Below are 21768 nucleotides of genomic sequence, written 5' to 3' on the forward strand. Positions count from 1 at the left end.
CCTCGTTTTTTCCGGTTCGCGAAGCGGGCCGGCATGAAAATCGATGCCGATCGACATTCAAGCTGCCGCGACGTCTTGGAGAAAGCGTTCCACCCCCGCCTCGAGGGCGCGGGACTGGTGCTCCAGCGCGTCCCGGGATGCCAGGAGATCGCCGGCCGAGCGGCCCGTCGCCTCCGCGGCCCGCGCCACGTCGGTGATGTTGTGGGTGACGCCCTCGGCGCCCTCGGCAACCTGCCCGACGTTGCGGACGATCTCCTGAGTCGCCGCGCCCTGCTCCTCGACCGCCGCCGCGATGGAGGCGATCACGGCGTCGATGTCCCGCAGCCGGGCCGACACGTCGGCGATGGCGATCGAAGCCGAGCCGGTCGAGGCTTGAATGCGGGCGGTCTGATCCGCGATCCTCCGGGTCGCCTCGGCGGTTTGTCCCGCGAGGTCCTTGACCTCGCCCGCGACCACGGCGAAGCCGCGGCCTGCCTCGCCGGCGCGGGCGGCCTCGATGGTCGCGTTGAGCGCCAGCAGATTGGTCTGGTGGGCAATCGCCGAGATCAGCGTGACGGCGGTGCCGATGTCGTCCGACGCCGCAGAAAGCTGCGCCATCAGGGTCACGGCCCCCTCGACGTTCGACACGGCGCCCTGCGCGAGGTCGGACGACCGCAGGGCCTGACGCCCGATCTCGCCGATGGAGGCGCCCATCTGCTCGGTCGCGGCGACCACCGCCACGACGTTGGCGGATGTCTGGCCGGCTGCCTCGGAGACCGCCCTGGAGCGTCGTCCGGCATCGGCCGCCGTGTCGGACAGCGTCCGCGCCGTCCCGTCCAGCGCAGAGAGAGCGCCGTCGACTCGGGCCAGCAGGTCGCCGACCTCCGCGCGGAACGTCTCGATCCGGGCCTGCTGCTGGCGCGATCGCTCCAGGCGCGCCTCCGCCTCGAAGGCTTGGGCCTGCCGCAGCCCGCTCCCGTCGAGCAGCGCGTGCCGGAAGGTCTCGATCGCCCTGGCGATCGCACCGATCTCATCGCGCCGCGTATGGTGCGGCACGGCGGCCTGCAGGTCTCCCGCTTCCAGGCGCCCGATGGCGGCCGTCAGTCCGGCGAGCGGGCCGCGGATCGTGCCCAGCAGCCAGAGCGAGGTGAGGAACACCACACCGCCAGAGGCGGCCAGCCCGATCCACGCGGTCCAATCCATCGACGTCGCCGCGTCGGCCTTTCTCGTTTGAGCGTCGCGGATGACATCCATCACGCGGGTCGACAGCTTTTCCGAGGCGGCCGAGAGCCGCGCATAGGCCACCTGGGTCGGCTCCTGCCGGGTCATCACCATTAGGTCGACCTCGGCCGCGCTCCGCCAATCCTTCAGCGCCGCCTGCAGCTCGGCCTGGAAGCCCGGCGCGATCAGGTCGCCGCTCCGCTCGCCGAGGGTGTGCAGCGCGGCATCGACCCGAACCGCGCCCGTGCCGGTGTAGCGGTCCTTCAGCTTGGCGTCGGCCGAAACCGAGTACGCGTCGAGGGTCGCGGCCTGATCGGTCACGGCTGAGCCGAAATCCTGGGCGGCGCCGAGCAGCGCGAGCGCGCGGGTGACTTCCCCATCGTCGCTCCGGAAGCGCGACAGGGCCGCGAGGTTCAGGGCCGTGACGGCGACCACGACGGCCAGCACCAGGAGGCCATTGATCGAAAGGCGGGCGAGAAGTTTCATGGCTGCGGCTCGGGATCGTCGTTCACACGCAGATCATAGTGATGAAACGATAATAAATACCTCTCCACCACTTCAGAGAATGCCCGACTTGTTGTTTCAAATTTCGAGACACGATCGATCATTGCTGCACGTCCGCGTCGAAGCATGGGGTGCACAGCAGGATCTGTTGTCTCGCAATCCGGACATCAGGACGTCACGCTGCCCTTCTTCTGCCGCCGGGTCGGATGGGTCATGGCTTCAAGTTCGAGGAGCTGGTCGAGCTGCGCCCGCGTCAGCAGGCCTTCCTCCAGTACGAGGTCGGCCACCGGGCGGTTTTCCTTGAGCGCGCGCTGCGCCACCCGAGAGCTCGCCTCGTAGCCGAGGGTCGGCACGAGCGCCGTCACGAGGCCGATGGAGCCCTGGACGAGGGTGCGGCAGCGCTCCCGGTCCGCCTCGATGCCGTCGATGCAGCGCTTGGTCAGCGTGTCGATGGCGGCCGTCAGCATCCGCAGGGAGGACAGGACACAGTAGCCGATGGTCGGCTCGAAGGCGTTGAGCTGGAGCTGGCCGCCCTCGGCGCACAGCGTCACGGTCAGGTCCTGGCCGATCACCATGTAGGCGACTTGGTTGACTACCTCCGGAATCACCGGGTTGACCTTGCCGGGCATGATCGAGGAGCCCGCCTGCACCGCCGGCAGCCGGATTTCGCCGAAGCCGGTGCGGGGCCCCGACGAGAGCAGGCGGAGATCGTTGCAGATCTTGGAGAGCTTCACCGCCACGCGCTTGAGCACGCCAGAGAACAGCACGAAGGCGCCGAGGTCCGAGGTCGCCTCGATGAGGTTCGAGGCCAGCACCATCGGTTGCCCGGAGACGCGCGACAGCTCCTCCACGGCGAGCGCCGCGTAGCGCGGATCGGCGTTGATGCCGGTCCCGATCGCGGTCGCGCCGAGGTTGACCTCGCGGAACAGCGCCACCGCCTCGCCGAGGCGGGCCACGTCTTCCTTGATGGTTGCGTGGAAGCCGTCGAACTCCTGGCCGAGCGTCATCGGCACGGCATCCATGAGCTGCGTCCGGCCCATCTTGAGCACGTCGGCGAACTCCACCGCCTTGCCTTTGAAGGCGTAGGCGAGGTCGTCGAGCGCCCGGATCAGCGGCTGCGTCGCGAGGATCACCGCGAGCCGCAGTGCCGTCGGGTAGGCGTCGTTGGTCGACTGCGCCATGTTGACGTCGTCGTTGGGGTGCAGGACCTCGTAGGATCCCGGCTTCCGCCCCATCAGGCCCAGCGCGACGTTCGCGATGACCTCGTTGGCGTTCATGTTGGTCGAGGTGCCGGCACCGCCCTGGATGGCGTCGACCACGAACGATTCGGCGTAGCCGGGTTCGGTCGCCACGAGGGCGCAGGCGCGATCGATGGCGTCGGCCTTGGCGGGATCGAGATAGCCGAGGCGCCTGTTGGCCCGGGCGGCGGCCTGCTTGACCAGGGCGAGGCTGCGGACGAATTCGGGGAAATGGCCGACCGGGACGCCGGTGATCGGGAAGTTCGTCACCGCCCGCTTGGTGTGGATGCCCCAGAGGGCGTCGGCCGGGACCTCGTCGTCGCCGAGAAGGTCGTGCTCCCGGCGGGTTCGCACGCCGTCCATCGGTACCGTGCGAACCGTGGCGAGCGCCAGGTCTTCGGCCGTCGTCGAATCCTCCACGGGGGTCATTGGCGGGAGGTTGGCCTGCGCTGTCTCGGTGCTCACGCTGTCCATCCGTTCGCTGGTGCCGATGGGGGCTCGCCGCCCGCGGCGGCGGTACTTGGCTCGATCCGTCGGGGACGCGGCGGGCATCTTCACGGGTGGTCCCGCCTGGGTCAGTGAATGATCTGCGCGAGGAACTCGCGGGCGCGCTCGGTCTTGGGCGACTGGAAGAACGCTTCGGGGGAGGCCACTTCGACGATCTGTCCCCGGTCCATGAACACGACCCGGTCGGCGACCTTTCGGGCGAAGCCCATCTCGTGCGTGACGCAGATCATGGTCATGCCTTCGAGCGCCAGAGCCACCATGGTGTCGAGCACCTCGTTGACCATCTCCGGATCGAGCGCGGAGGTGGGCTCGTCGAACAGCATCACCTTCGGCTTCATGCACAGCGCCCGCGCGATCGCGACGCGCTGTTGCTGGCCGCCCGAGAGCATCCCGGGGTACTTCTTCGCCTGATCGGCGATGCGCACCTTCTGGAGGAAGTGCATCGCCAGCTCCTGCGCCTCCCGCGCGCCCATGCCGAGGGACTTGATCGGGGCCAGCGTGCAATTGTCGAGCACGCTGAGATGCGGGAACAGGTTGAAGCTCTGAAACACCATGCCGACGTCGCGGCGGACGTGGTCGATGTTGCGGGTCTCGGCGGTCAGCTCGGTCCCGTTGACGATGATCCGGCCGCCATCATGCTTCTCGATGCGGTTGATGCACCGGATGAGGGTCGACTTGCCCGAACCGGACGGGCCGCAGACGACGATCTTCTCTCCGGGGGCGACGTTGAGCCGGACGTCGGTGAGCGCCTGATACGACCCGTACCATTTGTTCACGTCGATCATCGTCACCGCCTCGGCGCCGGCGGACGTCCCCGCGGTCGATTGGGTCGCGGCCATGGTCGGTCTCCTCACAGGGATCGGGCGATGCGCGCGGCCGCGCTCTTCATCGCGGGAATGAAGGTCTTCAGCTTGTCCAGCGGCACGCGGCTCTTCGGGGCCGAGACGGTCAGGGCCGCAAGGACGCGGTCCTCCGTGTTGCGGACGGGCACCGCCGCCCCGACCACGCCGACGATGAACTCGGAATCGTTGAGGGCGTAGCCCTGCTCACGGATGACCTTCAGCTCCTCGCGCAACCTGCGCGGGTCGGTGAGGGTCTGGGGCGTGACCGGCTGCCAGGGGCCGGAAGCCAGGAAGGTCTCCAGCCGTTCGTCGGACAGGTTGGCGAGGAAGATCCGGCCGCTCGACGTACAGTGGATCGGCGTCTTCTGCCCGGCCTGGAATTGCAGCGTCAGCGGCGAGCCGCCGAACGCGCTGGCGATATATTCGACGTCGCCGCCCGACAGCATCGCCAGGCTGCACGTCTCGCCGATGCGCGCGGCGAGTTCGGTGAGCGTGGTGTTGAGGGCCGAGTAGACGACCGTCGACGCCATGATGTCGGAGGCGAGCGAGACCAGCTTCGGGGCCGGGCCGTAGCCCGTGCGCCCCGGCAGCTTCTGGAGGTAGCCGACGGCCTCCAGCATCGCGACCATCCGGTGGGCCGTCGGCCGCGGGATGCCGAGCGTCTCCACGACCTGCGCCACCGAGATCGTCCCGGTCACGGCGACCAGCTCGACGATCGCGAGCATCCGTCCGATGGGGGCGGGAACGTCGGGAGAGACGGTCACGCCGGGGCGTCGCACCGGGGGCATGGGCGGTCTCCCTATCGCGTCCGCAGGGTGCGCATCTGGCGCTCCCTGAGTATGGCCACGGCCTGCGAGGCGGTGGAGCAGATCGCGAGGTAGACGAGGGCGACGACGAGATACATCTCGACGAGCCTTCCGTTCAGCTGGGCGATCTTGACCGCGGCTCCCGTGAGATCGACCACCGACAGGACGTAGACCAGGGAGGTATCCTGGAAGAGGATGATGGTCTGCGTGAGCAGGATCGGGCTCACCACGCGGATCACCTGTGGGATGATCACGTAGCGGTAGGTCTTGAAGGTCGAGAGCGAGAGGGCCGCCGCCGCCTCGAACTGGCCCTTGCTGAGCGACCGCAGGCCCGTGCGGATGATTTCGGCGTAGTAGGCCGCCTCGAACAGGCTGAAGGTGACGAAGGCCGTCGGGCCCGCGCCGACCGGGATCGGCCGCCCGTCCACCGAGAACGGCGTCAGCAGGATCGGCACCAGGAAGAAGAACCAGAACAGAACGAGGATGAGCGGGATCGAGCGGATCAGCGTGATGTAGCCGACCACGAGCTGCGCCAGCACCGGCACCTTCAGGTGCCGCACGAGCGCCAGTACGATGCCGAGCCCCAGGCCGGTGAGGAAGGCGAAGACCGTGAGCTGGAGCGAGAAGGCGAGCCCGTGCAGCAGGTAGGGCAGCGACTGCCCGACGATGGAGAAGTCGAGACTGTTCACGGCTTCGGCTCCTGGGCCAGAGCGAGCTTGCGCGGCCGCTTCCGGCCGGTCGCCGGTTCCTGGCCGGGGATGCGGACCGCGTGTTCGACGGCGGTCATGATCAGGAACGTGACCAGGGCGAGGGCGAGGTAGATCAGGGTCGCGCTGGCGAAGGCCCCGAAGGTCTGGAACGTCGCCTCGCTGATCTGCCGTGCCTGAGCCGTGAGTTCGAGCAGGCCGATGGTCAGCGCCACCGAGGTGTTCTTGTAGATGCCCATGACCTCCGAGGTCAGGCTCGGCACGATCAGCCGGAGCGCCTGCGGGATCAGCACGTAGCGGTAGGTCTTCCACGTCGAGAGCGAGAGCGCGTTGGCGGCCTCGCGCTGTCCCTTGGGCAGCGCCTCGATCCCGGCCCGGACCTGCTCCGAGACGCGGGCCGAGGTGTAGAGGCTGAGGCAGATCAGGGCCGGCCAGAAGGCTCCCCAGGGCGGCGGCATCTGCTTGATGGCATCGCCGAGGCCGAAGGGTAGGAATTCCGGCACCACGAAGTACCAGAGGAACATCTGGATCAGCACCGGGATGTTGCGGAAGAACTCCGTGTAGAACCGGCACGGGATCGCGATGGCCCGGCTCGGCGAGGTGCGGCCCGCGCCGACCGCGACCCCGATCACGAAGGCGATGCACCACCCGAAGAAGGCGAGCGCCACGGTCCATTGGAGGCCCGAGATCAGCCAGTCGATGTAACGCTGGCCGTCGGGGGCCTCCTCGAAGAGCACGGAGAACATCGGCGTCGCCTTCGTGACGGTGCGCGGCGGGCGAGGACGATCAGAAGTCGAGGGCGTCGCTCGGATGGGCGACACGCTCCTTCAAGGCGTCGCTCATCGGGAAGCTGAGGTTCTCGCCGTTCGGGGGGATCGGGCTCTCGAACCATTTCGCGTAGAGCTTGGTGAAGGCGCCAGAGGCCATCAGGCCCTTGAGCACGCCGTCCGCGAGGGCCTTGAACTCCGGATCGTCCTTCGGAAGCATCAGGCCGTAGGGGACCTTCTCGTAGGTCTCAGGCAGGAACGCGAAGGCCGCCGGGTCCGGGGCGCGGGCCCGCAGGCTGGCGAGCAGGATGTCGTCCTCCATGAAGGCGGCCGCGCGTCCGCTCTGGAGCATCAGCATCGATTCCGCGTGGTCCTTGGCCTGGACGATCGCGAAGGTCGCGCCCTTGGCCTTGATCCCCTGCGCGAAGCCGACGGCGTTCGAACCCTGCGTGACTACGACGGTCTTGCCGTCGAGCGCCTTCACGTCCTGGATGCCGGACGACGCCTTCGTCATCCAGCGCGCCGAACTGACGAAGGTCGCGACCGTGAACGCGACCTGCTTGAGCCGTGCCGCGCTGCTGGAAGTGCCGCCGCATTCGATGTCGACGGTGCCGTTCTGGATGAGCGGGATGCGGTTGGAGGAATTCACCGCCTGCAGGGTGACGGCGAGCTTATCGAGCTTGATGTCCTCCTTGATCTTGTCGACGACTTGCGAACACAGGTCGAGCGAGAACCCGATCGGCTTCTGATCCGCGCCCAGATACGAGAACGGGATCGAAGACTCGCGATAGCCCAACGTCACCGTTCCGGTCCGCTTGATCTTGGCAAGGGTCGGGCTTTCCGCAGATGCGGACGTCGTGAGAAGACCAAGTGCCATCGCGAGCGACAGCGTGACGAGATGGATACGGGCGTACATTCGCATCTCCGAAGTTATACAGTAATCGTCGAGATGCCAACTCGTCGTTAATTTTTGGACGAGTGTTCGATCCCATGCCGAAAATAACACCAGGGGCCCGCGGCCGAAACACGCCACGATGTACTGCGGAGGAACGAGGCCGGGCTTCGGAACAGTTATGACGAACGAGCTATTGTGCCGTCAATCCGGTCTCAAAAAATGATATTTTTTGTCTCACGCCCAGTGATCCCGTCGGACAGCCTTTCGCACCACAGCTTGATCAAGCTATTGAATGGTAACGGAAAAGTCTGTCCGGATTTTGAGACGACCTGCTCGTGGCACCGGGTTCCCGATCGAGCCATCTGCTTAGCCGGTAGACAGCGCGGGGTGAATTAATTCGCAGGTGCACAACCGGCAACCACTTGTCTGCGGCACCGCGAAAACTTCGGGCCGGTCCCGTTACAGGAACCGCTTGCACGATCACATGTCTCGAATTCCGATCAGAGTCTCATAAATCGATACATCGACAAAGATAGTCGAAAGAAAGACTTTTCAGATCCCGGGAGGTGAGATTAAGGATTGCGGACATGGAGGCTGATCTCGTTGCGGGATCTGGCCAGTTGTCATCCCACGTCATTCTTTGACCGCGGACGCTGTCATCGACCGCTTGGGCGCGCATCCGTCGATTCAACCCGGGGACCGAAGCGAGAACGATCAGCCGTTCGCGCGCCTGGACCATCCCAGTTCTGACCTCGGGCCCGCGCCGATGAAAGCCCGCGGGTTGGACCAGGCCGCCTCCGACGCCGCCAGCCGACCTTCATCGACCTCATGCAGGAGTGTAGATATGTCCCAGCATTACGACGTCGCCGCAGTGCGGAAGGCGTTTCCGGCCGCCGAGTCGATCGTCTACCTCGACGCGGGCTTCCAGACGCCGCTCGCGCGCCCTGTGAAGGAAGCCTACGAGCGCTTCCTGCGCGAGGGCTATGAGACCGCCGGTCCCAAGCAGGTCTGGCTCAACCGGCTGGAGGAGACGCGCACCAAGCTCGCGCACTTCATCGGGGCGCGGCCCGAGGAGGTCGCCTTCACCAAGAACACCTCCGAGAGCATGAACATCGCCGCCAACGCGCTGCCGCTGCGCCCGGGCGACAAGGTCCTGATGATCGATGGCGACCACCCCAACAACGCCTACGCGTTCCTCAACCTGAAGAAGAAGGGCGTCGAGATCGCGTTCATCCCGATGACCGAGGTCGTCGATGCCGAGAGCTTCCGGCCGCACATCGACGACAAGACCCGCGTCATCTCGATGTCGCAGGTGACCTTCCACGCCGGCCATCGCTTCGACGTCGAGAGCGTCGGCCGGCTGTGCAAGGAGAAGGGGCTCTACTTCGTGGTCGACGTGATGCAGGGCATCGGCGTCGTCCCGCTCGACGTGAAGGCGCTCCACGCCACCTTCGTCGGCTCGGGTACGCACAAGGGTCTGCTCACGCCCCAGGGGCTCGGCCTGCTGTGGTGGGACACGCGCCTGACCGAGCTGGAGCCGGCCTACATGGCGGCGATCAGCCTGGCCGCGCCGCCTTCGGACTTCATCGCCCGCCCGGACAACATGGCGCTGGCTCCCTCGGCCGGCCGGTTCGAGCTCGGCAACTTCAACCTGCCGGCGATCCAGGGGCTCGGGGCGGCCCTCGACCTCATCGGCTCCATCGGCGTCGAGAAGATCCAGGCTCACTGCTACGATCTGGGCGACTACCTGATCGAGCAGCTCGACCAGCTCGGCGTCGACTTGGTCGGTCCGCGCGAGCGGCGGCACCGGGCCCCGCACATCTACGTCATCGCCCTGCCTGCGGGCGAGTGGCTGGACTACCTCACCCTGAGCGGCATCCGCGTCTCGCCCGAGCGCGACGGCATCCGCGTCTCCCTCGGCATGTTCAACACCGCTGAGGATATCGACCGGCTGATCGAGGCCATCCGCGCCCGCAACGCGCCGTCGATGCAGGCCCGTACGGCCGTGCTGTCCACGCTCGGATAGGCCCCCGAACCCCTCCCCGTATCGCTGACGGCGCCCGCGCCGCTAGGCCTCGCAAGACCCGCAACCGTCGAGAGGAGAAAACCGATGTCCCTGCACGGAGCGTTCGTTCGACTATCAGGCGCGCTCGCGCTCGGTCTTGCCGCGACGGCCGCGTCGGCCGAGAGCCCGACGCTGGACAAGATCAAGCGCACGGGGACCATAACGCTCGGCTATCGCGAGGCCTCGATCCCGTTCTCGTACCTCGACGTCGATCAGAAGCCGGTCGGCTTCTCGATGGATCTGTGCGCGCAGGTCGTGGACGAGATCAAGACCGATCTCAAGCTCGACAACCTCGCGGTCAAGCTCCAGCCGGTGGATTCCGCCAACCGCATCCCGCTCATGCAGAACGGGACCATCGACATCGAATGCGGCGGCACGTCCAGCAGCGCCGCCCGGCTCAAGCAGGTCGCCTTCACGGTCGCGACCTTCGTGTCCTCGGCCCGGTGGCTGACCAAGGTCTCGTCGGGCATCCACGACGTGAAGGGCCTCGACGGCAAGACCGTGGTGGTCACGCAGGGGTCGAACGCGGTGGGCTTCGCGTTCGGCATCAAGGCCAAGGGCGGCACCTTCACCGTCATCCAGGCCAAGGATCACGGCGAGTCGATGCTGGTGCTCCAAAGCGGGCGGGCCGCCGCCTTCATGGAGGACGACATCCTGCTCGCCAGCCTGAAGTCCCGCGCGCCCGATCCGGCCGCCCTCACCTTCCTCCCGGAGACCTACGACCTGGTGGCCTACGGCCTGATGCTGCGCAGGGAGGATCCTGAGTTCAAGGCGCTCGCGGACGGCGTCCTGAAGGGCATGATGGCTTCGGGAGCCTTCGCCACGCTCTACGCCAAGTGGTTCGAGAGCCCGATCCCACCCCGCGGCGAGAACCTGACCTTCCCGATGTCGGACGCCCTGAAGGAGCGCGTCGCGCACCCCAGCGACGCGATCGAGTTCTGACCGCGCGCCGAGCGCGCTCGTTCCGATGCGGCACGACGACTCCCGATCCGCATAGAGTTGAGCGCGATGCAGACCATCTTCTCGACAGACGGGCTGCCGCCGAAAGATCGGTTTCGCCATTGGCGGGATGTCTGCGAAGACCGTATCGTCCCGATGGAACAATCATGCCTCGGTGACGAGACGTTCGACGCGACGATCGACGGGGCAAGTTTCGGCGGCTTGGACTTCAGCATGTTTTCGTTGCGCAATCTCAGAGCATCGACGACACCGCGAACGCTCCGGCACGAGAATCATCGGACCGATCATCTCTTCGTCAGCATGGTCCTGTCCGGTACCGTGCGCTCGGATCAGAACGATCGCTCGAGCACGGACAGGGCCGGCGACTTCGCGGTCCGTGATACGAACACGCCCTGGACGATCGAGCATAGCGGCCACAGCGAAGTGTTGGCCATCGCGATCCCGCGGCAGAGATTGGAGAGCGTGCTCGGCCCAGCCCGGATCTTCGCCGGCCTGACCGTCGACGGCGACCGGCCGGTCACGACCCTGGCCCGCTCGTTCCTGACCAACCTGCTGCATCAGGGCGATCGGCTGCCGGCTCACAGCGCCGAGCGCATGGTCGGGGTCGGGATCGATCTCATCGTCGCCTGCCTCGCCGAGCGCCTCGCACAGGAGGTGCCGCGACCGCTGCACGGGACGCTCGTGATCCAGCGCGCCAAGGCGTTCATCGAGGCCAACCTCGGCGACCCGACCCTCGATCCGCCCATGCTTGCGGCAGCCGTCGGCGTCTCGCTGCGGCGGCTGCAGGAGCTGTTCCACGAGCGCGGCCAGCACATCTCGGATTGGATCTGGCAAAAACGCCTGGAGGCGGCCGCCACCCGCCTAGCCGATCCGGGTTGCACGCACCTGTCCATCGGCGCCCTGGCCTATGGCTGCGGCTTCGCCAACCAAGCCCACTTCGCCCGCCGCTTCAAGGCACGCTACGGGATGGCTCCCAGCGAGCATCGTCACGCGGCACTGATGAACGCACGACCGGGTCCGACGGCGCCTGCAGCTGCGTCCCCCCGATCGTAGCTCCCTGGAACATCCACCCGCCGGCTCGTGGTCCGGCCGCGTCGAAGGACAGAATCAGACACGCTCGGACGTATCGGCGCGACCGTCGCCACCCTATCGGCGGTCATGACCCTCGGCGGCGCGCCCGCCTCCGCGGCCGGACCGCAAGCGAAGCCGAGGGTCCTGGTCCTGGCGACCGGTGGGACCATCGCGCAGACGACCGGCAAGGATTCCGTCCTGTCGGGCTCTGCGCTGGTCGCCGCGGTCCCAGGGCTGGATGCCGCCGCGGACGTCAGCGCCGAGCAAATCGCGCAGGTCTCCAGCCCGGACATCACCGCCGAGGTCTGGCTGCGCCTGGCCCGTCGGATCGACGAGGTCCTGGCCTCCGGCGCCGCGGACGGCGTCGTGGTCACGCACGGAACCGACACGCTGGAGGAGACGGCGTATTTCCTCGACCTCGTCGTCAAGAGCGATAAGCCGGTCGTGGTGGTCGGGTCCATGCGGGGATCGGGCGCCGTCAGCGCCGACGGACCGGCGAATCTGGCCAACGCCGTGGCCATCGCCGCGGACCCCACCGCCAGGGGGGCCGGCGTGCTGGTCACGCTCAACGACGGGATCTATGCCGCCCGCGATGTGACGAAGACGAACACCACCGGGTTGGACGCGTTCAAGGCGCCCGATATCGGTGCCTTGGGCATCATGCAGGGGCACAAGCCGCATTTCTACCGGACGACGACGCGACCGCACACCGCCGCGACGGAGTTCGACGTCTCCACGCTGCGCGCGTTGCCGCGTGTGGCGATCGTCTATTCCTACGTCGATGTCGGCCCCGCCCTCCTGAACGCGGCCATCGGAGACGGTGCCAAGGGCATCGTCTATGCCGGAACCGGTAACGGCAGCATCCCCAAGGCCGTCCAGCCGGCGGTCGCGGCCGGGGTGGGCAAGGGAGTGGTCGTCGTGCGTTCGTCCCGCGTCAACGGCGGCTTGGTCGAACGCAATGGCGAACACGACGACGACGCCCTCGGCACCGTGACGTCGGACACCCTGAACCCGCAGAAGGCCCGGGTCCTTCTGATGCTGGCGCTCACGAAAACGAGCGATGCCAAGCAGATACAGCAGATGTTCTCGCGATACTGAATGCAGGGCTGCGAGCGGGCGGATGGGACGGTGAGGGGCTCGCCGGTCCCGAGCTCCAGAGGAAGATCCGTTCGATCGCTCGCACGAACGCCCTGAGAATCGACTGAGCGTCAGCCGGGCGCTTGCCAGCACCCGCGCGGCGATCCTCCGGGAGCTGCGCGCGCTCGGCGTCCCGGTTTATGACACGGTCTGACCCGCCGTCTGCGACCCGGCGCCCGGCGATCGCCGGGCCGGAGCGTCGACCAGCCAGGACCCTCCCGATGACCCGGCAAGCCCCTTCGATCCATGGACGGCCGCTCGATGTGTGGCTCTCCACTCATCCCCTGATCGGCGACTTGATCGCGGGCCGGGAGACCGCGTGGTTCAACCCCGGCATCGCGCCGGCGGCGACCGGGCTCGCCGATGCCGGGCTCACCCTGTCGGACGTCGAGGATGCGAGCGCGCGGTTGGCGCGCTTCGCTCCGCTGCTCGTCCGGTTCTTCCCGGATCTCGCCGCCACCGGGGGGATCATCGAGTCGGACCTCGTCGCTGTACCCGCCTTCGCGGACGCCCTCCGTCGGCGCTACGGCTACGAGGGCGGCGGCCGGCTTCTGCTGAAGAAGGACAGCCACCTGCCGGTCTCGGGCTCGATCAAGGCGCGCGGCGGCCTCTACGAGGTGCTGAAGCGGGCCGAGACCTTGGCCTTCGGAGCCGGGCTGATCACGACCGGCGACAACTACACGGCGCTCGGCGGGGCAAGCGCGCGCGCCTTCTTCGCAGATTACAGCGTCGCGGTCGGCTCCACCGGCAATCTCGGCCTGTCGATCGGCATCATGAGCGCCAAGATCGGGTTCCGAACCACGGTCCACATGTCGGCGGATGCACGGCAGTGGAAGAAGGACCGCCTGCGCGCCTTCGGGGTCACGGTGGTCGAGCATGCCGGCGATTACGGGGCCGCGGTGGCCCAGGGGCGTGCCGAGGCCGACGCCGATCCGAACTGCCATTTCGTCGACGACGAGCACTCGAAGGATCTGTTCCTTGGCTACGCGGTCGCCGGCCTGCGGCTGAAGCCGCAGCTCGCCGCCCTCGGCGTGCCGGTCGATGCGCAGCACCCGCTCTTCGTCCACCTGCCCTGCGGGGTCGGCGGTGGCCCGGGCGGGGTCGCGTTCGGGCTCAAGCTGGTGTTCGGGGATGCGGTCCGCTGCCTGTTTGCCGAGCCCACGCCCTCGCCCTGCATGCTGCTCGGCGTCTATACCGGCTTGCACGAGCAGATCGCGGTTCAGGATTTCGGCATCTCCAACGCGACCGTCGCGGACGGTCTTGCGGTGGGGCGGCCGTCGGGCTTCGTCGGCCGGGCGATGCAGCGTCTGGTGGATGGCTATTTCACGGTGGCCGACCAGGAATTGCTCGACCTCCTGGCTCTGCTCGAGGCCAGCGAAGGCCTCATGTTGGAACCCTCCGCGGTCGCGGGCGCACCCGGCCCCGCCCGCATCGTGGCCGACGACGCCTACCGCGCCCGCCTGAACCTCGACCGCGACCGCTTGGAGGCGGCCACGCATATCATCTGGGCTACCGGCGGCAGCATGGTCCCCCCGGAGGAGGCGCGCGCATACCTCCGCCGGGCCGGTACAGGGGTGGCACGTTCAGCGTGACAGGTGTCGCGATCCGCGACGCGCGCAGCGGCCGTTGAGGCGATCAGCCTGCCCGGTCGCCTACCGTGCTGCGGGGGGGCGACGCCGTCTCGCGCAGCCACGCGACCACGGCTTCCGTTCCCTCCTCGAGCCCCCGCCCTTCGGGCAGGATCAGCGAGAGTGGGGGACCGAGCAGGGCGGCCCCATCATCGATCGGTGCCAGCAGGCGCCCGTCCCCCAATGGGGCCTGCAGGAGGCTGCTGTGGCCGATCAGCAGTCCGGCCTCCTCGATCGCCGCCTCCACGGCCATGCTGTAGAGCGAGAACGTCGATCCGCGGCGGGCGTCGACCCGCCTGTCGCCGGCATGTCGCAGCCATCGCGCCCAGTCGTTGCGCCATCGCGCGTCGTGGAGCAGCGTCATGTCGGCCAGGCCCGCCAGATCCAGGCTGTGCCCGCGCCCGGCCAGGAGTTGGGGCGAGCAGACCGGAAACAGCCGGTCCTCCACGAGCGTGTGGGCGGTGCAATTGGGCAGGCTTCCGTCCACGAAGAACAGGCCGAGGTCGAACAGCTCCCGGGTGAAGTCCGGCGGGTTCTCCAGCGCGACCACCGAGAATTCGAGGTTCGGGAACGCCTTGCGCATCGCCCCGAGGCGCGGCGAGAGCCAGAGCTGCGCCACGCAGGGGAGGGCCGCGATCTGGATCTCCCGCCGGTCAGCGTGCCGACGGAGGCCGTGGGCCGCGCCGGCCAGGGCATCGAACGCCTCGACAAGGCGCGGCAGCATCGCCCGGGCTTCGCTCGTTAGCTGAAGGCCCCGGGCCTTCCTGTGAAACAGCGGCCTGCCGACCCAATCCTCCAGCGCGCGAACCTGCTGCGCGATCGCGGCCGCGGTGACGCAGAGTTCGTCGGCCGCGCCGACGAAGCCCTCGTGGCGGGCGGCCGCCTCGAAGGCACGGAGCGCCTTCAGCGAGGGGAGGGACGGCCGTGGCGGCGAAAGGGGCATCGAAGGCCTAGGTGAGCTTGGTCTCGCAGCCACGATATGTCGTTTGCGGACCCTCGGCAAAAACCGCATCCAAAGGGCGATCACGGATCGCGGACGGGCGGTCGGCGGCACGCCCACGCGGCGCCCCGACGGCTGCCGACCCGCGTCTCCCTCCTTCTCTGCGGCCCGGGCCTTTCGACATGACATACCTCCACAAGGGCTACTTCACGGAGGGGCTCGACGCCGATCCCGAACTCGCGGCATCCATCCGCGGGGAGCTGCGACGCCAGCAGAACGGGATCGAGTTGATCGCGTCCGAGAACATCGTGTCCCGCCTCGTCCTCGAGGCGCAGGGCTCGGCCCTCACCAACAAGACCGTCGAGGGCTTCGCTTTCGCGCGGTATTACGGCGGCGCAGAATTCGCCGACGCGGTGGAAGATCTGGCCCTTCGGCGGGTCAAGAAACTCTTCGGCGCGCGCTTCGCGAACGTGCAGTCGCATTCTGGATCGAACGCGAATGGCGGCGTCTTCCTTGGTTTGCTGAAGCTTGGCGACACCATCCTGTCGATGAACACCGCCGCGGGCGGCCATATCAGCCACGGACATCCCGCCACTCTGACCGGGCGGGACTACAACATCGTCCGGTACGGCGTTAATCGCGACACCGAACTCGTCGATCTGGACGAGCTTCGCGGCCTCGCCCGCCAGCACAAGCCCAAGATGATCATCGCGGGCGGGTCTGCCTACGCCCGGGTCCTGGACTTCGCCGGACTGCGCGCGATCGCCGACGAGGTCGGCGCCTACCTGGTCGTCGATATGGCCCACTTCGCCGGGCTGGTGGCCTCGGGGATCTATCCCGATCCGTTGCCGCACGCGCATGTGGTGACCTCGACCACCTACAAGTCGCTCCGCGGTGCCCGCGGCGGCCTCGTGCTCTGGAACGACGAGGCGCTGAGCGACAAGATTAACTACGGCATCTTCCCGGGCGTGCAGGGCTCGGTGATGCTGCACATCGTGGCCGCCAAGGCGGCCTGCTTCGGCGAGGCCCTCCGGCCGGAATTCAAGGGCTACAACCAGGCGGTGCTCGATAACGCCCGGATGCTGGCCGCCACGCTGGCGGAGGCCGGCGTCCGCCTGGTCGCCGGCGGCACGGATTGCGGGCTGATGCTCGTCGATCTCGTCAACCAGGGTATCACCGGCGACATCGCCGCGAAGGCGCTGGAGCACGCGGGCCTGGCGGTGAACAAAAACCAGATCCCGTTCGACGAGCGCCCCCCGGAGGCGCCGTCGGGTCTGCGCCTGTCCAGCAACGCCGGCACCGCGCGCGGCTTCGGGGGCGACGAGTTTCGCGCGATCGGCACCTGGATCGCGCAGATCGTCAAGGCCCCGTCCGACGAGGCCCTCGTCCGCGCGATCCATGGGCAGGTCACGGAACTCTGCGCTCGCTTCCCGATCTACCCGTAATCGAACCGGTGCCCCTCGGCTCGCGAAGCCGGGGGCTCCGGCGGCCGGCGCCGTCGTGGAGACAGTCACCAGCCGGGCGCGGGCAATGGCTCCCACGCTCCGGCGCACGCTCCGGCAGCTGTCCGTGCGCGGGACCACGGCTTCGCTGGCCGAAGCGCTGGGCGTCTCGCCGGCGGCTTTGTCCCAGCAGATCGCTCGCCTCGAAGCCGAGCTGGGCATCACCCTGGTCGAAGGGCGCGGCCGAGGGGGCATCCGTCCTCACCCGCCGGCGCACGCCTCGTCCTGCACGCCGAGACGGTAATCGGGGTCATCTCTCCGAACACCGCCTCCGCCTCGTCCGGCAGGGCGGCCGTGACGCTCCACGACCTGCGGATCGAAATCCGCGCGTTGGACAACCCCGACAAAGGTTATCCGGAGATCGTAGTCGGGGCCTGCCGCCCCGTCGGCTGCGAGCCGAAGATCCAGGCGCATCGTCACGGTTTCGAGGTCGTGCAGGCGATCGTGGAGGCCGGCTGCTGCGTCGCGATCCGACCGCACTTCAGGCTGGGGGGCACCGGCCGAAGCCTGTGTCTGATCGAGCGCGATTCGCCCATCGCCCGGCGGATCTCGTGGGCGTTCCGCCGGAATAGGTGGACCCAACCTATCGATCGCCGCCGTCCCGCAGGCCTCGGCGCGGGCGACGGATGTCCCGTCCCGCGATGCGATGGCGTGTCAGCCGGCCGCCGCGATCGGGGGCAGGCCGCCTGCGCTGGATCCGGTGATGGCCGTTCGGCCGCGGATTGCCCGTCATGCTGGCCGGATATCGGGTGATCGCAGGTCAGCGGCCGACGACGCTCCGGATCGTGAAGCTGGATTGGATCCGGGATACACCGGGCAGCTTCGACAGCACGGATCGGTGAAGCCGCTCGTACTCCCCGGCATCGGCCACCCGGATTTTCAGCAGGTAATCCGAGCTGCCCGTCATGAGGTAGCAGTCCTGGATGTCCGGGCAGCGGCGGACGGCGGCCTCGAATCGGTTCAAGTAATCCTCCGTCTGCCGCTCCAGCTCGATCTGGGTCATCACCACGAGGCCCGATGCCGCCGACGCGTCGAGCAGCACGGTGTAGCCTCGGATCGTCCCGTCCCGCTCCAGCATCCGCAGCCTGCGCAGGCAGGCGGAAGCGGACAGGCCGACGCGCTTGGCCAGGGCCGCGTTGGGCATCCGGGCATCCGCGCGCAGGGCGTGGAGGATGGCGGTGTCAATTTCATCCTGTGGCATCGCGCAACGATCTGTCGTTCCGTGGCAGTTCCTGTCGTTGCATGGCATCGGTTTGGCAGAACCTGCAACATGTTCGCAGCATCGTGCGCGGCTTTCGATGTTCGATACACCTCGGCCGGCGACCGGGCGACGCGTTTCCCGCAGACCTCTCTGAGGATTCCGCGATCGCGGCGTTCCGGGTGGCGGCTGAGCGCCGAATGCGGATGTTCGGTGCCGAGGAGAGCGATCATGCGGGTCTTGGTTCTGGGAAGTGGCGTGGTCGGCGTGTCCTCTGCCTATTATCTGGCGAAGGCCGGCCATGAGGTCACGGTGATCGACCGGCAGCCCGCCTCCGGCCTGGAGACCAGCTTCGCCAATGCCGGCCAGGTCTCCCCCGGATATTCCGCCCCCTGGGCCGCGCCGGGTATCCCGGTCAAGGCGATGAAGTGGCTGATGATGCGCCACCGCCCCCTGGTCCTGTGGCCGTCCGTCGAGCCCCGTCTCTACGGTTGGCTCGCCCGCATGCTGGCGAACTGCACGGAGGAGGCCTACGCCCGCAACAAGGGCCGGATGGTGCGGCTCGCGGAATACAGCCGCGACGTCCTGCGCGACCTGCGCGACGAGACCGGCATCGCCTACGACCACCGCGAACAGGGCACGCTGCAGCTGTTCCGCACGCGCAAGCAGCTCGACCACGTGGGCGACGACACGAAGGTCCTGGACGCCTACGGCGTGGCCTATCAGGTCCTGGACCCGGCGGGCTGCGTCGCCGCCGAGCCGGCGTTGGACCGCGTGAAGGACAAGATCGCGGGCGGCCTGCGTCTCACCCGTGACGAGACCGGGGATGCCCACCTGTTCACCCAGAGGCTCGCCGCCATCTGCGAGGGGCTCGGCGTGACGTTCCGCTACACCATGACCGTGACGGGGCTCCAGGCCTCGGGCGGTCGCGTGACCGGCGTCGCCTGCGGGTCCGAGGTGCTGCGCGCCGACGCCTACGTGGCGGCGATGGGCAGCTTCACCCCGGCGCTCCTGCGGCCGCTCGGGCTGAACCTGCCGATCTACCCGGTCAAGGGCTACTCCCTGACCCTGCCCGTCACGGATCCGGAGGCGGCTCCGGTCTCCACCGTGATGGACGAGACGTTCAAGGTCGGCTTGACCCGGCTCGGCGACCGCATACGGGTCGGCGGCACCGCCGAGCTCGCCGGCTTCAGCCAGGCCCTGCGCCCGCCCCGCCGCGCGACCCTGGAGCGATGCGTCCACGACCTGTTTCCGGCCGGGGGCGACCTCAGCCGGGCGACGTTCTGGACGGGCCTGCGCCCGATGACGCCGGACGGGACGCCCATCGTCGGGGCGACGCGGTATGACAACCTGTATACGAATACCGGCCACGGCACCCTTGGCTGGACCATGGCCTGCGGGTCAGGCCGGCTCCTTGCGGACCTGATGTCCGCCCGGGCGCCCGACATCGCCCACGAAGACCTCGCCGTCGGCCGTTACGCGGCCTGAGACCGGTGGACGCGCGCGTGTGTGATCGGGAGGCGGATAGGGTGGACGCGTTCGACGATGGCGGGCGTCCGCACGCGGGGGCAATTCTAACGGTCGATCTCGACGCCATCGCGGCCAATTACCGGATCCTGTCAGGCCGCCTCGCCGGGGCGGAATGTGCCGCGGTGCTGAAGGCGGACGCGTATGGCCTGGGCGCCGCGCGCGTTGCCCCCGTCCTGTCCGCCGCCGGATGCCGAACCTTCTTCGTGGCCCATCTCGACGAAGGGATCGCCCTCCGGCGGCACGTTCCCCGGGCCGCCGCCGTGTGGATCCTGCACGGAGCCCCCCGCGGGGCCGAAGCCGAGTGCCTGGAGCACGGGCTGGTGCCGGTCCTCAATACGCCGGGCCAGCTCGCGCGCTGGGCCGCGCTGGCCCGGACGCGGGCATGCCGGTTGCCGGGGCTGTTGCAGGTCGATTCCGGCATGAGCCGCTTCGGCCTGTCTCCCGCCGAAGTCGCGGCCGTCGCGGGTCGGGCGAGCGAGCACGATGCCGTGGCGTGGCGGCTCATCATGAGCCACCTGGCCTGCGCGGACGCCCCCGACAGCGATGCGAACCCGACGCAACGGTCCCGCTTCGAGGATGCGCGGCGCCGGCTGCCGCCCATGCGCGCCAGCCTCGCCGCGTCCTCCGGCATCTTCCTGGGAGCGGATTACCATTACGATGTCGCGCGGCCGGGTGCGGCCCTGTTCGGGGTGGCGCCGGTTGCTGGGCGTCCCAACCCCCTGCAGCCGGTGATCAAGCTGGAGGCCCGCGTCCTGCAGGTGCGCGACGTGCCGGCCGGGACGGCGGTCGGATACGGCTACACCGCACGGACGGCGGTCGCGTCGCGCCTCGCGACCGTGGCGGTCGGCTATGCGGACGGATTTCTGAGGAGTGCCAGCGGTCGCGGCGCGGTCTGGGCGGGCGGCGTCGCGCTGCCCATCCTCGGCCGGGTATCGATGGACAGCATCGTGGTGGACGCCTCGGCTCTCCCGCCCCGGGCGCTGGCCGAGGACGACGCGGTTGAGATCATCGGCCCGCACCGCTCGCTAGACGCGGTCGCGGCCGATGCGGGTACCATCGGGTACGAGGTGCTGACCGGCCTGGGTGATCGGTTCGACCGCCGGTACGTCCACGGGGCGGACACCGCTGGTCCGACGCGAGATCCGAGCGTCGGGCCTCGACGGTAGGCGACCGGCCGCGCGGCACAGGCGAAGGTCGATGGGCAGAAGGCATGGCTCGGCCCCGTCGATGCGGGCTCACGCCTTGATATGCGGAGGACCAAAGCGCAGGCTCGCCTGACGATGAACGATCGAGCGCTGCGATACTTCCTGGCCGTCGTCCGGACCGGCTCCGTCCGAGGCGCCGCGGAGGCGCTCAACGTCGCGGCCTCCGCGGTCAGCCGCCACATCAGCGAGATGGAGGCCGAGTGCGGCGAGAACCTTCTGGAGCGGCTGCCGCGCGGCGTCGTGCCGACGGAGGCCGGGCGCCTCGTCGCCCAGCACGCGCAGCGCCAGGCCGACGAGGCTGCCCTTCTCGAGGACAACCTCAAACGGCTGCGCGGCGTCCAGCGGGGGACGATCCGGCTGACCTGCGGCGCGGGCTTCCTAGTCGACCTGCTCGATAACGGCCTGGCCAACTTCGTCACGGCCTACCCCGGAATCTCGTTTCAGGTCTCCCTTGGGACAACGGACAGTGTGCTGTCGGCGGTCGCACAGGGCGATACGGATATTGGTCTCGCCTACAACCCGCCCGCCCATCCGGACGTGCGCGGCGTCGTATCGGCGCGGCACCCGCTGCTGGCCGTCCTGCCGAACGACCATCCCCTCGCCGGTTCCTCGACCTCCGTGGGCCTGCGCACCTTCGCCTCCGAGCCGGTCGTCCTGCTTCCCTCCGATCATGGCGTGCGCCAGTTGCTGGGACGCGTCGAGGCCGATGGCGGTTTCCGGCTCGTCGCACGCCTGGAGACAGCGTCGTTCGAGTTGCACAGGCGCTTCGTGACGGCGGGGTTGGGCGTCGCGTTCCTGCCGCGTTTCGCCGTCGCGGCCGAGCTGCAGACCGGCACCGTCTCCGTGATCCCCCTGCTCGACCCGGTCCTGTCCGAGGCGAGCGCACACCTCGTCGTGCGCTCGGGACGGCGGCTGCCGGAAGCGATGGGCCGGCTGCTGGGCTGGCTCACCGAACACCTGGTCGCCTTCCAGCCGCAACGCTGAGTGTTGCCTTTACAAGAACGACTTGTTCGCAAAGCAAGTCTTGTAGCGACCGTATCGACGATCGATACCATTTCCTAAACGG

General features: G+C 68.3%; 20 protein-coding genes. 11 read left to right on the forward strand and 9 right to left on the reverse strand.

Annotation, left to right across the window (positions count from 1 at the left end; all coding sequences use genetic code 11):
- Window positions 1-57: 57 nt before the first annotated feature.
- From AC0IY0_RS05715 to AC0IY0_RS05745, 7 genes are all read right to left on the reverse strand, one after another.
- Window positions 58-1686 carry a methyl-accepting chemotaxis protein gene (locus tag AC0IY0_RS05715; RefSeq protein WP_471763280.1) on the reverse strand — a complete coding sequence of 543 codons (1629 nt, stop codon included), beginning with the start codon at window positions 1684-1686 and terminating at the stop codon, window positions 58-60.
- Between the two features lie 185 nt (window positions 1687-1871).
- The gene (locus AC0IY0_RS05720; RefSeq protein ID WP_147906005.1) at window positions 1872-3371 is read right to left on the reverse strand and encodes an aspartate ammonia-lyase; all 1500 of its coding nucleotides are present in this window, start codon (window positions 3369-3371) and stop codon (window positions 1872-1874) included.
- A 146-nt stretch (window positions 3372-3517) separates the two neighbouring features.
- Window positions 3518-4288, reverse strand: coding sequence for an amino acid ABC transporter ATP-binding protein (locus tag AC0IY0_RS05725; RefSeq protein ID WP_147940470.1), 771 nt, complete (start codon window positions 4286-4288; stop codon window positions 3518-3520).
- Between the two features lie 11 nt (window positions 4289-4299).
- The gene (locus AC0IY0_RS05730; protein ID WP_147905929.1) at window positions 4300-5079 is read right to left on the reverse strand and encodes an IclR family transcriptional regulator; all 780 of its coding nucleotides are present in this window, start codon (window positions 5077-5079) and stop codon (window positions 4300-4302) included.
- An 11-nt stretch (window positions 5080-5090) separates the two neighbouring features.
- Window positions 5091-5786 (reverse strand): amino acid ABC transporter permease, encoded by a 696-nt coding sequence (locus AC0IY0_RS05735; protein ID WP_147940471.1) that lies wholly within the window; start codon window positions 5784-5786, stop codon window positions 5091-5093.
- Window positions 5783-6550: an amino acid ABC transporter permease gene (locus AC0IY0_RS05740; protein WP_471763281.1), complete on the reverse strand. Its 768-nt coding sequence runs from the start codon at window positions 6548-6550 to the stop codon at window positions 5783-5785. Before AC0IY0_RS05740 ends, AC0IY0_RS05735 begins: the two co-directional genes overlap by 4 nt.
- Before the next feature lie 40 nt (window positions 6551-6590).
- Entirely contained in the window at window positions 6591-7487 is an 897-nt protein-coding gene (locus tag AC0IY0_RS05745) for an amino acid ABC transporter substrate-binding protein (RefSeq protein ID WP_471763282.1), read from the reverse strand.
- A gap of 823 nt (window positions 7488-8310) precedes the next feature.
- On the opposite strand from AC0IY0_RS05745, the gene AC0IY0_RS05750 reads away from it, so the two are divergent.
- From AC0IY0_RS05750 to AC0IY0_RS05770, 5 genes are all read left to right on the forward strand, one after another.
- Window positions 8311-9492 (forward strand): aminotransferase class V-fold PLP-dependent enzyme, encoded by a 1182-nt coding sequence (locus AC0IY0_RS05750; protein ID WP_471763283.1) that lies wholly within the window; start codon window positions 8311-8313, stop codon window positions 9490-9492.
- Between the two features lie 84 nt (window positions 9493-9576).
- Entirely contained in the window at window positions 9577-10473 is an 897-nt protein-coding gene (locus AC0IY0_RS05755) for an amino acid ABC transporter substrate-binding protein (protein ID WP_147940475.1), read from the forward strand.
- 66 nt (window positions 10474-10539) lie between these two features.
- On the forward strand, window positions 10540-11544 hold the full coding sequence (locus AC0IY0_RS05760) for an AraC-like ligand-binding domain-containing protein (RefSeq protein ID WP_471763284.1): 1005 nt from the start codon (window positions 10540-10542) through the stop codon (window positions 11542-11544).
- Window positions 11545-11649: 105 nt separating this feature from the next.
- On the forward strand, window positions 11650-12660 hold the full coding sequence (locus AC0IY0_RS05765; protein ID WP_471763285.1) for an asparaginase: 1011 nt from the start codon (window positions 11650-11652) through the stop codon (window positions 12658-12660).
- 260 nt (window positions 12661-12920) lie between these two features.
- On the forward strand, window positions 12921-14291 hold the full coding sequence (locus AC0IY0_RS05770; protein ID WP_471763286.1) for a D-serine ammonia-lyase: 1371 nt from the start codon (window positions 12921-12923) through the stop codon (window positions 14289-14291).
- Between the two features lie 43 nt (window positions 14292-14334).
- Here AC0IY0_RS05770 and AC0IY0_RS05775 read toward each other — a convergent pair whose 3' ends face one another.
- Window positions 14335-15270, reverse strand: a complete 936-nt coding sequence (locus AC0IY0_RS05775; protein WP_187278514.1) for a LysR substrate-binding domain-containing protein — start codon at window positions 15268-15270, stop codon at window positions 14335-14337.
- A gap of 179 nt (window positions 15271-15449) precedes the next feature.
- Here AC0IY0_RS05775 and AC0IY0_RS05780 point away from each other — a divergent pair, with 179 nt between their 5' ends.
- The 3 genes from AC0IY0_RS05780 to AC0IY0_RS05790 all read left to right on the forward strand — a co-directional run bounded on the left by AC0IY0_RS05780 (window position 15450) and on the right by AC0IY0_RS05790 (window position 17522).
- Complete coding sequence (locus AC0IY0_RS05780) at window positions 15450-16712, forward strand: serine hydroxymethyltransferase (protein WP_471763287.1); 1263 nt, start codon at window positions 15450-15452, stop codon at window positions 16710-16712.
- Window positions 16713-16797: 85 nt separating this feature from the next.
- Complete coding sequence (locus AC0IY0_RS05785; RefSeq protein ID WP_471763288.1) at window positions 16798-17013, forward strand: helix-turn-helix domain-containing protein; 216 nt, start codon at window positions 16798-16800, stop codon at window positions 17011-17013.
- A gap of 50 nt (window positions 17014-17063) precedes the next feature.
- Window positions 17064-17522, forward strand: a complete 459-nt coding sequence (locus AC0IY0_RS05790) for a type 2 periplasmic-binding domain-containing protein (RefSeq protein ID WP_471763289.1) — start codon at window positions 17064-17066, stop codon at window positions 17520-17522.
- 7 nt (window positions 17523-17529) lie between these two features.
- On the opposite strand, the gene AC0IY0_RS05795 is transcribed toward AC0IY0_RS05790, so the two are convergent.
- Window positions 17530-17970 carry an Lrp/AsnC family transcriptional regulator gene (locus AC0IY0_RS05795; protein ID WP_147905918.1) on the reverse strand — a complete coding sequence of 147 codons (441 nt, stop codon included), beginning with the start codon at window positions 17968-17970 and terminating at the stop codon, window positions 17530-17532.
- Window positions 17971-18198: 228 nt separating this feature from the next.
- Here AC0IY0_RS05795 and AC0IY0_RS05800 point away from each other — a divergent pair, with 228 nt between their 5' ends.
- The 3 genes from AC0IY0_RS05800 (at window position 18199) to AC0IY0_RS05810 (ending at window position 21686) form a co-directional block, all read left to right on the forward strand.
- Window positions 18199-19455 carry a D-amino acid dehydrogenase gene (locus AC0IY0_RS05800; protein ID WP_471763290.1) on the forward strand — a complete coding sequence of 419 codons (1257 nt, stop codon included), beginning with the start codon at window positions 18199-18201 and terminating at the stop codon, window positions 19453-19455.
- Window positions 19456-19496: 41 nt separating this feature from the next.
- Window positions 19497-20663, forward strand: a complete 1167-nt coding sequence (gene alr, locus AC0IY0_RS05805; RefSeq protein ID WP_471763291.1) for an alanine racemase — start codon at window positions 19497-19499, stop codon at window positions 20661-20663.
- A 114-nt stretch (window positions 20664-20777) separates the two neighbouring features.
- Complete coding sequence (locus tag AC0IY0_RS05810; protein ID WP_471763292.1) at window positions 20778-21686, forward strand: LysR family transcriptional regulator; 909 nt, start codon at window positions 20778-20780, stop codon at window positions 21684-21686.
- Window positions 21687-21768 lie beyond the last annotated feature (82 nt).

Source organism: Methylobacterium sp. AC315 (assembly GCF_979253755.1).

What these genes read in the sequence shown, in the direction of transcription:
- AC0IY0_RS05715 (WP_471763280.1), bottom strand. Translation starts at nt 1,686, where the DNA reads ATGAAACTTCTCGCCCGCCTTTCGATCAATGGCCTCCTGGTGCTGGCC.
- AC0IY0_RS05720 (WP_147906005.1), bottom strand. Translation starts at nt 3,371, where the DNA reads ATGACCCCCGTGGAGGATTCGACGACGGCCGAAGACCTGGCGCTCGCC.
- AC0IY0_RS05725 (WP_147940470.1), bottom strand. Translation starts at nt 4,288, where the DNA reads ATGGCCGCGACCCAATCGACCGCGGGGACGTCCGCCGGCGCCGAGGCG.
- AC0IY0_RS05730 (WP_147905929.1), bottom strand. Translation starts at nt 5,079, where the DNA reads ATGCCCCCGGTGCGACGCCCCGGCGTGACCGTCTCTCCCGACGTTCCC.
- AC0IY0_RS05740 (WP_471763281.1), bottom strand. Translation starts at nt 6,550, where the DNA reads ATGTTCTCCGTGCTCTTCGAGGAGGCCCCCGACGGCCAGCGTTACATC.
- AC0IY0_RS05745 (WP_471763282.1), bottom strand. Translation starts at nt 7,487, where the DNA reads ATGTACGCCCGTATCCATCTCGTCACGCTGTCGCTCGCGATGGCACTT.
- AC0IY0_RS05750 (WP_471763283.1), top strand. Translation starts at nt 8,311, where the DNA reads ATGTCCCAGCATTACGACGTCGCCGCAGTGCGGAAGGCGTTTCCGGCC.
- AC0IY0_RS05755 (WP_147940475.1), top strand. Translation starts at nt 9,577, where the DNA reads ATGTCCCTGCACGGAGCGTTCGTTCGACTATCAGGCGCGCTCGCGCTC.
- AC0IY0_RS05760 (WP_471763284.1), top strand. Translation starts at nt 10,540, where the DNA reads ATGCAGACCATCTTCTCGACAGACGGGCTGCCGCCGAAAGATCGGTTT.
- AC0IY0_RS05765 (WP_471763285.1), top strand. Translation starts at nt 11,650, where the DNA reads ATGACCCTCGGCGGCGCGCCCGCCTCCGCGGCCGGACCGCAAGCGAAG.
- AC0IY0_RS05770 (WP_471763286.1), top strand. Translation starts at nt 12,921, where the DNA reads ATGACCCGGCAAGCCCCTTCGATCCATGGACGGCCGCTCGATGTGTGG.
- AC0IY0_RS05775 (WP_187278514.1), bottom strand. Translation starts at nt 15,270, where the DNA reads ATGCCCCTTTCGCCGCCACGGCCGTCCCTCCCCTCGCTGAAGGCGCTC.
- AC0IY0_RS05780 (WP_471763287.1), top strand. Translation starts at nt 15,450, where the DNA reads ATGACATACCTCCACAAGGGCTACTTCACGGAGGGGCTCGACGCCGAT.
- AC0IY0_RS05785 (WP_471763288.1), top strand. Translation starts at nt 16,798, where the DNA reads ATGGCTCCCACGCTCCGGCGCACGCTCCGGCAGCTGTCCGTGCGCGGG.
- AC0IY0_RS05795 (WP_147905918.1), bottom strand. Translation starts at nt 17,970, where the DNA reads ATGCCACAGGATGAAATTGACACCGCCATCCTCCACGCCCTGCGCGCG.
- AC0IY0_RS05800 (WP_471763290.1), top strand. Translation starts at nt 18,199, where the DNA reads ATGCGGGTCTTGGTTCTGGGAAGTGGCGTGGTCGGCGTGTCCTCTGCC.
- AC0IY0_RS05810 (WP_471763292.1), top strand. Translation starts at nt 20,778, where the DNA reads ATGAACGATCGAGCGCTGCGATACTTCCTGGCCGTCGTCCGGACCGGC.